The 9565-nt window shown below is 73.8% G+C and carries 9 protein-coding genes and 1 pseudogene; 5 read left to right on the forward strand and 5 right to left on the reverse strand.

Annotated features, from left to right (window positions below; all coding sequences use genetic code 11):
* Positions 1-116 precede the first annotated feature (116 nt).
* The 4 genes from ACFV0G_RS21020 to ACFV0G_RS21035 are packed head-to-tail and all read right to left on the reverse strand — an operon-like array spanning position 117 to position 3789.
* Positions 117-1226, reverse strand: a complete 1110-nt coding sequence (locus ACFV0G_RS21020; protein ID WP_380549797.1) for an aryl-sulfate sulfotransferase — start codon at positions 1224-1226, stop codon at positions 117-119.
* 32 nt (positions 1227-1258) lie between these two features.
* Positions 1259-2248, reverse strand: coding sequence for an ABC transporter substrate-binding protein (locus ACFV0G_RS21025; RefSeq protein WP_380549800.1), 990 nt, complete (start codon positions 2246-2248; stop codon positions 1259-1261).
* A 36-nt stretch (positions 2249-2284) separates the two neighbouring features.
* Positions 2285-3013, reverse strand: coding sequence for an ABC transporter ATP-binding protein (locus ACFV0G_RS21030; protein WP_380549803.1), 729 nt, complete (start codon positions 3011-3013; stop codon positions 2285-2287).
* The gene (locus tag ACFV0G_RS21035) at positions 3010-3789 is read right to left on the reverse strand and encodes an ABC transporter permease (protein ID WP_380549806.1); all 780 of its coding nucleotides are present in this window, start codon (positions 3787-3789) and stop codon (positions 3010-3012) included. Before ACFV0G_RS21035 ends, ACFV0G_RS21030 begins: the two co-directional genes overlap by 4 nt.
* Positions 3790-3939: 150 nt before the next feature.
* Here ACFV0G_RS21035 and ACFV0G_RS21040 point away from each other — a divergent pair, with 150 nt between their 5' ends.
* On the forward strand, positions 3940-4509 hold the full coding sequence (locus ACFV0G_RS21040; RefSeq protein WP_380549809.1) for a helix-turn-helix domain-containing protein: 570 nt from the start codon (positions 3940-3942) through the stop codon (positions 4507-4509).
* A gap of 425 nt (positions 4510-4934) precedes the next feature.
* Here ACFV0G_RS21040 and ACFV0G_RS21045 read toward each other — a convergent pair whose 3' ends face one another.
* Positions 4935-5741 carry an IclR family transcriptional regulator gene (locus ACFV0G_RS21045; RefSeq protein WP_380549812.1) on the reverse strand — a complete coding sequence of 269 codons (807 nt, stop codon included), beginning with the start codon at positions 5739-5741 and terminating at the stop codon, positions 4935-4937.
* 315 nt (positions 5742-6056) lie between these two features.
* On the opposite strand from ACFV0G_RS21045, the gene ACFV0G_RS21050 reads away from it, so the two are divergent.
* From ACFV0G_RS21050 to ACFV0G_RS21065, 4 genes and pseudogenes are all read left to right on the forward strand, one after another.
* The gene (locus ACFV0G_RS21050) at positions 6057-7037 is read left to right on the forward strand and encodes an ABC transporter substrate-binding protein (protein ID WP_380549815.1); all 981 of its coding nucleotides are present in this window, start codon (positions 6057-6059) and stop codon (positions 7035-7037) included.
* A 52-nt stretch (positions 7038-7089) separates the two neighbouring features.
* A complete protein-coding gene (locus ACFV0G_RS21055) occupies positions 7090-8109 on the forward strand; it encodes an NrtA/SsuA/CpmA family ABC transporter substrate-binding protein (protein WP_380549818.1) in 1020 nt (339 codons plus the stop codon).
* A complete protein-coding gene (locus tag ACFV0G_RS21060; protein ID WP_380549821.1) occupies positions 8106-8921 on the forward strand; it encodes an ABC transporter permease in 816 nt (271 codons plus the stop codon). The genes ACFV0G_RS21055 and ACFV0G_RS21060 overlap by 4 nt, the downstream gene beginning before the upstream one ends.
* Positions 8918-9452: pseudogene (locus ACFV0G_RS21065) on the forward strand (ATP-binding cassette domain-containing protein); the annotation flags it as partial. The gene ACFV0G_RS21060 and the pseudogene ACFV0G_RS21065, both read left to right, overlap by 4 nt.
* Positions 9453-9565: the final 113 nt, after the last annotated feature.

Below are 9565 nucleotides of genomic sequence, written 5' to 3' on the forward strand. Positions count from 1 at the left end.
TGGGGGCGGGGCCCCGGGGCGGTGGTTCTTCTTGTTTCGGGGCGGGGGGGGGCCCGGGCCGGCCCCGGCGGGGGGGCGCCCCCCCCCCGCCCGCAACCCGGAGTGTCGGACCGGTGTCAGAGCCAGGGAATCTGCTCGCCGGAGTACCGGTAGGCCCGGAAGACGGCGTTCTGCGCGCCACGGGAGGACTCCAGGCCGACACCCCGGCCGAAGGCGCCGAACTCGGGGACGACGAACTCCCACACCACGTCGCCCTCGGGGGTGACCTCGAAGAGGCGGCCGAAGGAGCCCTCGGCGATGAAGGTGTTGCCGTTGGGCAGGCGCTGGGCACTGGACATGTAGGGGCTGTAGAAGTTCTGCGGCGGGTTGTCCTCGTAGGTCCAGACCGTTCGGCCGTCCGCCGGGTCGATCTCGACGACGCGCGAGTAGGGCACCGAGGTGGTGTCCCGGTAGGTGCCGTTGTCGAAGACCAGGATGTGTCCGTCGGCGAGCTCGTGCGGGTAGTGCTGCTGGGCGAGCACGTCCGGGCCGATCCGCCAGCGCACCGTACCGTCCGCACGATTGATCGCCACGGCGGTGGAGGCGCTGCGGAACCCCACCACGACCCCGCCGTCGCGGAGTTCGTTGACGGTGTTGGCCATCGGCCAGTGCTCGCGCGCGAAGTGCGGGTTGAGCGGGGTCTGTTCGGGGTCGAGGTGCTCGATCGCCGCCCAGCGCCACACCACTTCGCCGTCCCAGGTCAGCTCGTACACGACGTCGCCGTAGATCACTCCGTCGGGTGCCTCGGAGCCGGCGATGCCACCGCGGATCCGGGCGGCGTCGGCGGCGGCGAGCGGTTCGACACCGAGCACGAGCAGGTTGCCGTTGCGGAGCACGGAGGCGTCGTGGTGGTGGTAGGGGTGGCGGACTTCGCGCACCACCGTGCCGTCGGGCGCGATCTCCTGGAGGACGCCGCCGTGGTAGACGTCCCAGATCGGGAAGAGGCTGGGGCTGTTCGTGTCCTTGCCCTGGTAGAAGAGGTTGCCGTTGGCGAGCAGTTGCGCGTGCCGCCCGGGCGGGTGCGGCAGCCGCCAGGTGTGGGCGGGGCGGCCCTCGATGTCGATCAGGTGGACGTCGCCGGGGCCGGCGATCGGGGTGTAGAGGGTGTAGCCGCCCCAGCTGCGCGCGGGGTCGTGGGCGCGCAGGCCGAGGCCGCGCCGGCGGAGGGTGTTCTGGTCGACGGTCATCGGGAACTCCTGGACGGGTCGGGTAGGGGGATTCAGCGGACGGTCACGGCGGCCGGGTCGACGGCGGCGAGCGGGCCGGTGTGCAGTCGGCCGAGCAGTGCGGCGCGGTCCGCGGCGCCCGGCAGGCCCTGCGCGACCTTGGCCCAGCCGGCCTCGTCCTGGAGCTGCTGGAGCAGTTCGGCGGAGAGCGTCGGCCGGTACTCGTAGGCGGGCTGGACGACGTTCACGTAGCCGCTCTGCAGGGTGCCGTGGGACTGGGCGAGTACGGCGCGGCGGGCGGCGGCCGGGTCGGCGGTCAGCTCGGCCTGGGCCCGCAGTACGGCGCGCAGTACGGCGGTGGTGCCCACGTCGGTCGCGGCCGGGCCGGCGACCAGCAGGGTGTGGGCGGTGTAGCCGGTGAAGCGCAGTTCGGCGTAGCGGTCGCCGAGGACGGTGCGGGTGGCGTCGTAGAAGCTGGGAAAGGTCGCGCCGGCGTCGATGTCGCCGCGGGCCAGGGCGGCGGGGACCTGGTTGGGGGCGAGGTTCACGATGTGGATGTCGCCGGCGGTGAGGCCAGTGGAGGCGAGTATGCGGGAGAGTGCGTACTCGACGTTGGTGCCTTGGGGCAGGCCGATCCGGTGACCCTTGAGGCGGTCGAAGCCGGTGATGCCACGGTCGGTGCGGGTGAGCAGCCGCCAGTCGGAGAACCTGGACAGGTCCGCGACGATGTGCAGGTCGCGCCCGGTGAGGGCGGCGGTGACAGCGGGCAGGTCGCCGACGATGCCGAGCTGGGCCTGGCCGCCGAGGACGGCGTTGAGGGCGTCCCGTCCGGTGCCGAATGCCTGCAGTTTCGCCTCGACGTGTTCGGTGGACCAGAGCCGGTGGTCCTCTGCGACGTAGACGGGGGCGCCGCCCAGGTAGTCGCCGCCGGCGATGGTCACGGTCGGGTCCCCGGCCGCTGCGGGTGTGGTCGAGCAGGCGGTGGCGACGGTGGTGAGCAGGGTGGCCAGCAGCAGGGCGAGGGCCGTGCGGGGTCTGGACATGGTGAGGGTTTCCTTCGGTGGACGGAGGATGGTGGCTCAGCCGTGGCCGAGCCGGTGGGCGATCAGGGTGCGGAGTGCGGGGTCGGGTCGGCCCGACGGGACGGTGTGGTCGGCGAGGACCCGGCCGGGCTTCCCGCCGAGGACCAGGACCCGTTCGGCGAGCGCGAGCGCCTCGTCGAGGTCGTGGGTGACGAAGAGCACGGTGGTTCCGGTGCGCCGCCACAGCCGGAGGAGCAGGTTCTGCATCCGGGTTCGGGTGAGGGCGTCGAGGGCGCCGAACGGCTCGTCCATGAGGAGGACGTCGGGTTCGGCGGCGAGCGCCCGGGCCAGGGCGACGCGCTGTTGCATGCCACCGGAGAGCTGTGCCGGGTACTTCTCGGCGCCGTCGACCAACTCGACGTCGGCCAGTGCGGCCAGTGCTCGGCGGCGGCGTTCCGCGCGCGGGAGGCCGAGGCGTTTGAGCGCGAATTCGACGTTCCCGCGGGCGGTGAGCCAGGGGAACAGCGCGTAGTGCTGGAAGACCATGCCCCGGTCCGGTCCCGGGCCGGCGACCGGTCGGCCATCGACGAGCACCCGGCCCGCGGTGGGGCGGACGAAGCCCGCGACGGCGTTGAGGAGGGTCGACTTGCCGCAGCCGCTCGGTCCGAGCACGGCGGTGAACGAGCCGGCAGTGAGCTCGAGTTCGGTGGGTGCGAGGACGGAGGCATTGCGCCGGCGCGGCCCGTGGCCGACTGCCAGACCTTCCAGGTGGATGCTGCGGCTCATGACTCACTCCAGTGGACGATCCGGCGGCCGAGCGCGGCCAGGGCGAGATCCACGGCCACGCCGAGCAGGCCCAGTACCAGCAGCCCGGCGAACATCCGGTCGGTCCGCAGGTACTGCCCGTCCACCTGCAGGCGGTAGGCCAGTCCGCTCTGTGCGCCGCCGAGTTCGGCGGCCACCAGGGCCAGCAGGGCGACCGAGGCTCCGTACCGCAGTGCGGCGAGCAGTGCGGGCAGGGCGGCCGGCAGCAGCACCTCGACGAACCGGCGGTGCAGTGGCGCTCCGAGTGAGCGGGCGGCGCGCAGGTGGGCCACGGGCACCCGGGAGACCCCGTGGTGGACGTAGAGCCAGACGGCGAGCAGGACGGCGTAGGCGATCAGCAGGCGCTTGGCGGTCTCGCCGATGCCGAACCAGGCGGTGGCCAGCGGTACCAGGGCGATCGCGGGGATGGGGCGCAGGAAGGAGACCAGCGGGGTCACCGCGGCGGACAGCCGCGGCAGGTAGCCGGTGGCAAAGCCCAGCGCGCTGCCCACGGCGGCGCCGAGGAGGTACCCCTGCCCGGCCCGGCCGAGGCTGGCGGCCAGGTCGCTCCAGAGGGTGCCGGTGCGGGCGCTCTCGTCGAGGGCGCGCCACGTGGCGGCGGGGGAGGGCAGCAGGCCCTGGGCCACCGTGCCGGAGGCCGCCAGCGCGGTCCAGCCGGCGAGCACGGCGACGGCCGCTGCCAGTGGCGGAGCAAGGCGGGTCAGGGCCCGGTCGGGCGGGGGTCCGGTGGGGTGCACGCGGTCGTCTCCTCATGGCTGCCGGGCGTCCACCCGAGCCGATATAAGTGACACCAATAATTGACCACACTTATAAACAGCATGTTGCAGCCGTGCGAAACGTTTCCGGGGTCTCCGTCCACCCCGTAGCGATGGGATACGTTCACCAACGTGTCCCGACCTGAACCCACCCCCGAGGCCCTCGCCGTCGGCCGACTGGTCCGCAGCCGCCGCAAGGAGCGCGGCGTCCCGATGGCCGAACTCGCCGCCCGTTCCGGCCTCTCCCAGCCCTTCCTCAGCCAGCTGGAACGCGGGCTCACCACCCCGAGCCTCACCTCGATCTACCGCATCGCCGAGGCCCTGGACGTTCCGCCGGGAGCATTCCTACGGCCGCCCGCACGCCCGGGCACCGTCAGCCACGAGAGCGATCCGCAGGTGATCCGGGTCAGCGAGGGCGCCGGCCAGATCGCGCAGGTGCTCATCCCCGGCGGGCGCAGCAGTCTGATGGAGGCTTACGAGCACCACTTCGAACCCGGCCAGGGTGAGCGCGGCTGGTTCGAGCACCCCGGGGAGGACTTCCTCTACGTCCTGGAGGGCGAGGTCGTCCTGGAGATCCGGGGCGAGGAGCCGCTCACCCTTCGGGCCGGACAGAGTGCCCACCACCGCGGCGACGTTTCCCACCGCTGCCGCCTCGCCGGGCCGGCCCCCGCCAGGACGCTCCTCGTCATCGCCACCCCGTGACCGAGTATCGCCAGATCGGACGCGCGGTCGAGGGACACGCCATCGTCCCCGACCTCGCACCCGTCCCCGTACCACCCGACCGAAGCGGAGCCGAAGCCCCACTCCGGCTTCCCGGCACAATCATCGGCGCGCCCGTGAACCACCTCGACCGCAGGACCGAGATGGAGTGCACCTCCTCGGTCGCCGAACCTGGCGCACGGGGTCGCCGCCACCCGCGCCGGCGCTCACCGGTGCACCGGCCGCCACTGGCGCGAAGCCTGTCCCCGCTCGCGGCGACCGCGGCCCGCCGAGCGCAACGCGTCCCATCCGTCGGCGCAGCGCGTCGAATACGCCGAGGCCCGGCTCCCATCGCCCGGTAGGCCCCCGCGACGCGGCTCTACTGCAACCCCAAAGGCCACACGGGTCCGCACGGGGCTGGGCGGGGGTCACTCCCCGCTGCGGACCCGCCGCTCTCCGGGCGGCAGCAGCAGGATCTCCAAGGCGTTCGCGCAGGCCAGGGCGCGGGCCAGCTGCCGGGGCAGGGCCGCGTCGTCGAGCAGCTCGGGTGTGGAGCGCAGCGCGAGCGCGGAGTGCGCCTCGCCCCTGGCGTTCAGCACGGGCACGGCCAGGGTGCGCACCCCGACCGCGGACTCGCCCTCGTTCAGTGCGTAGCCTCGCTCGCGGACCAGGGCGAGTTCGGCGGCCAGCGCGGCCGGGTCGGTGATGGTGTGCTCGGTGTGGGCGGTCAGCACCAGGCCGTCCAGGTCGTCCTCGCCGGGGCGGGCCCAGGCGAGCAGGACCTTGCCGAGCGCGGTGGAGTGCAGCGGGCGGCGCAGCCCGAGGCCGGCCTCCGGGTCGACGGACCCGCCGACCAGGATCACCGCGTGCGGGCCGCTGCGGATCGCGAGGTCGGCGGTGGCGCCGGTGCGGCGGGCCAGTTCGGCGAGTTCGGGTTCGGCCCGGTGCATGCCGCGCTGGTGCAGCGAGAGCCGTCCGAGTTCGGCGACGGAGGGGCCGAGCCGGTAACGGGAGGTGCGCTCGTCCTGTTCGAGGAAGTGTCCGGCGACCAGGGTGCGGGCGAGGCGGTGCGCGGTGGAGACCGACAGGCCGGTGCGGCGGGCCAGGTCGGACGCGCTGAGCTCGCCGGCGTTGTCGCGGAAGCAGTGCAGCAGGCCGAGGGCGCGGCTGACCGCCTGGGCGCCGCCGGGGGCGCTGCCGGGTGATCCGGTGCTCGCGCGGGTGTCGGTCGTCATGTCCCAAGCATGCGGAGGTATTTCAGCATTTGGCAACTGTTTCACGATCATGAACGGCGGGTTGCCCGTCATCAACGGTCGATGACGATCGCTTCCCGCAATGTGGGAAACCTTGCCGCCCGTCGACCGGCCGTGGAAGTGTCCTCGGCAGACGCACCGCAGGACCACCGAGGCAGGAAGGAGCAGCCCGCGATGACCCCGTGCCGCCCGCTGCGCGCCGCCTCGGCGCCCTCCTGTCGCTGACCGCGCCTTCCCACTCCGCGGCACAGCCGCCCTCCCGCCCGCTCACCCCTCCCCCCCTCTGGAGCGTGTCCGTTGCCGGACGAACTCTGGTTCACCCGCTGCCCCGTTCCCACCGCCACCGGCGTCGCCGCCGATCGCGGCCGCCTCGCCGAGGAGTTCGCACCGGACGGGATCACCGTCCGTTCCCTGCAGGACCTGCCGCCGGACGGCCGGCTGGCCGGGGCGCACTTCACGCACGAGCTGCCCGGCCTGTTCCGGGAGGGCGGCAACGTGCCGGCACTGTGGGCGCGTTCGCGCGGCGAGCCGACCCGGCTGATCGCCCTGACCTGGATCGAGGAGCGCCAGGCGGTGCTCGTCCGCGAGGACAGCCCGGTCGACTCCCCGGCCGCACTGGCCGGGCTGCGCCTCGCCGTGCCCCGCCACCCGATCGCCATCGACTTCTGGCGGGCGATGGCCCTGCACGGCCACGCCGGCGCCCTGTCCCTGGCCGGACTGACCCTGGCCGACGCCGAGTTGGTCGAGGTGCCCGGCTCCCCCGACGGCCAGTGGGAGGGCGAGCTGGCCGCGCTGCGGGACGGCCGGGTGGACGCGGTGTACGTCAAGGGTGCACTCGCCGTCGAAGCGGCCCGTCGGTACGGCGCCCGGGTGGCCGTCGACCTCGACGCCGCCCCGGACCGCCGGGCCAGGGTCAACAACGGCACCCCGCGGCCGGTCACCGTGCACCAGCGACTGCTGGACGAGCACCCGGACCTGGTGGCCCGCTTCCTGGCGGTGCTGCTGGAGTCGGCGGACTGGGCCCGCGGCCACCCGGCCGAGCTGGCCCGGATCCTCGGCGCGGAGACCGGCGCCGGGCCCGAGGGCGTCGCCGGCGCCTACCGGGCCGCCGCCACGGCCGACGGCCTCGGCCTCGACCTGTCCGAGGAACGCCTGGCCCTGCTGGAACGGCAGCAGCGGTTCCTCTCGGCACACGGCTTCCTGCCCGCGCCGGTGGACGTCCGGGCCTGGGCCGATCCCGAACCGCTGCGGCGCGCCCACGCCCTGCTCACCACCTGACCCCCCTTCCCACTGCCCCTTCCCACCGCCAGATCTCTGGAGCACAGCCGCCATGACGATCCGCCGCCTCACCCTGACCACCGCCGCCCTGCTCAGCTCGCTCGCCCTCGCCGCCTGCTCCTCGACGACCGGCGGTTCCGGCACCGGCGGTGACAGCACCGGCGCGACCATCACCATCCGCATCCCCGAGGACGGCAACTCCGGGGTCCTCGCCCTCGGCAAGAAGGACGGCTCACTGGCCAGAGCCCTGGCCAAGGTGCACGCCAAGGTCCAGTGGACCGGGACCTCCGGCCCCTTCGCCCCCGCCGCGCAGGCCCTCGACAGCAACGCCCTGGACGTCGCCCAGGGCTCGATCACCTCCGCCACGGCCGCGCTCGCCCAGTCCCCCGGCTTCCGCCTGTTCGCCGCCACCGCCCCCGACAAGCTGGGCGAGGGCATCATCGTCAAGAGCGACTCGCCCCTGCACACCGTCAAGGACCTCGCGGGCCGGAAGGTCGCGGTCTGGCACGGCGGGACCGCCGAGTACCTCCTGCTCAAGGCCCTCCAGCAGAACGGCGTCCCGGTCGACCAGGTCCAGCGCGTCTACCTGCAGCCCAACCAGATCGGCCCGGTGTACGCCTCCGGCCAGGTCGACGCCTGGTCGACCTGGGCCACCTACGCGGTGCCGCAGCTCGCCGGCGGGAAGTCCCGCTTCCTGGTCACCGGCGGCGAGGTCGGCTCGGAGAACTACGCCGTGTGGGCCGTCCGCACCGGCTTCGCCGAGCAGCACCCCGAGGTGGTCCGGGCGTTCTACGAGTACCTGCACGAGGCCGGCCTCAAGCAGCAGGCCGACCCGGCCGCGTACCTCAACGTCAACACCACCGCCGGGCCGGAGGCGGTCAGCCCCGCCCAGCAGGCCGTGCAGGTCCCGATCGACCGGGCCCGGGGCACCGTCGAGCCGATCAACGGCGCCGACCTGGAGCACTTCCACACCGTCGCCCGGTTCTTCGCCGACCAGGGGATCACCAAGGAGTACCTCGACGTCAAGCCGTACCTGATCGACGTCGCCGCCCTCCCGAAGGAGGCCCGGTGACCACCGCGCTGGTACCCCCGCGGCCCCGCCTGGCCAGGCCCCGCCGGCGCGGGGTGGGCACGGCCCTGCGCACCCTGGGCCCGCTGGCCCTTCTCGGTGCCTGGATCACCGCTTCCGCCTCCGGCCTGCTCAGCCCCTCCCTGCTCGCCTCCCCGGGCCAGGTCCTCGCCGCGTTCGGCGAACTGTGGAGCGACGGGCAGCTCGGCGAGGCCCTGCGGGTCTCCCTGACCCGGGCCGGCAGCGGACTGGCGATCGGCGCCGGCACGGGACTGGTGCTCGGCGTGCTCACCGGCTTCTCCCGGCTCGGCGAGGAACTCCTGGACTCCTCGGTGCAGTTGCTGCGCACCGTGCCGTTCCTGTCCTTCGTCCCGCTGTTCATGGTCTGGTTCGGCATCGGCGAGACCGCCCGGATCGTGCTGATCGCGGTGGCGACCAGCTTCCCGATGTACGTCTCCGCCTCCGGCGGTGTGCGCAACACCGACCGAAAACTGGTGGAGGCGGTGCGCAGCTTCGGACTCGGCCGGCTCGCCGTGGTCCGCCAGGTGGTCCTGCCGGCCGCGCTGCCGGCGCTGCTCTCCGGCCTGCGGCTGTCGATGACGCTCAGCGTGATCGCCCTGATCGCCGCGGAGGAGATCAACTCGACCGCCGGGATCGGCTACCTGATGTCCACCGCGCAGGAGTACTCGCGGACCGACATCCTCACCGTCTGCATCCTGATCTACGGACTGATCGGCCTGGTCGCGGACGGCACCGTCCGCGGGCTGGAACGCCTGCTGATGCCGTGGCGGACACCCACCGGAGGCTCCCGATGACCACCGCGCCCGTCACCGCCCCCGCACCGGCCGCGACCGTGGACGCCGCCGTCCGGATCCGCGGCCTGCGCCGCACCTTCGGCGACCGGCACGTGCTCGACGGCCTGGACCTGGACATCGCCCGCGGCGAGTTCCTGGCCCTGCTCGGCGCCAGCGGCACCGGCAAGACCACGCTGCTGCGCATCCTCGGCGCGCTCGACCGGCACGACGGGGGCACGGTGCTGGTGCCCCCGGCCCGCACGATCGTCTTCCAGGAGCCCCGGCTCGTCCCGTCCAAGCGGGTGCTCGGCAACGTCACCATCGGCCTGCCGCGCGGCGAGACCACCCGGCAGGCCGGGCGGCGGGCGCTCGCCGAGGTGGGCCTGGCCGGCCACGAGCGCGCCTGGCCCGCCACGCTGTCCGGCGGCGAGGCACAGCGCGCGGCGCTCGCCCGGGCGCTCCTGCGCGAACCAGAACTGCTGCTGCTGGACGAGCCGTTCGCCGCCCTCGACGCGCTCACCCGGCTGCGCATGCAGGACCTGGTCGGGGGCGGGCCCGCGCGAGAGCGCCCGCCACGGCCCGGAGAATCGCAACCGGCGTGAGAGCGCTAACAGAACGCGCACGCGGGCCGCAGCCGGGCGCGCGCGGGGCGCCGCTCACCAGAC

Source organism: Kitasatospora sp. NPDC059571, from assembly GCF_042735675.1.
In the GTDB taxonomy this organism is placed as follows: Bacteria; Actinomycetota; Actinomycetes; order Streptomycetales; family Streptomycetaceae; genus Kitasatospora.

Excerpts from the sequence above, each read along its gene's own strand:
- ACFV0G_RS21030 (WP_380549803.1), bottom strand. The coding sequence starts at position 3,013 with ATGAGCCGCAGCATCCACCTGGAAGGTCTGGCAGTCGGCCACGGGCCG.
- ACFV0G_RS21020 (WP_380549797.1), bottom strand. The coding sequence starts at position 1,226 with ATGACCGTCGACCAGAACACCCTCCGCCGGCGCGGCCTCGGCCTGCGC.
- ACFV0G_RS21045 (WP_380549812.1), bottom strand. The coding sequence starts at position 5,741 with ATGACGACCGACACCCGCGCGAGCACCGGATCACCCGGCAGCGCCCCC.
- ACFV0G_RS21055 (WP_380549818.1), top strand. The coding sequence starts at position 7,090 with ATGACGATCCGCCGCCTCACCCTGACCACCGCCGCCCTGCTCAGCTCG.
- ACFV0G_RS21025 (WP_380549800.1), bottom strand. The coding sequence starts at position 2,248 with ATGTCCAGACCCCGCACGGCCCTCGCCCTGCTGCTGGCCACCCTGCTC.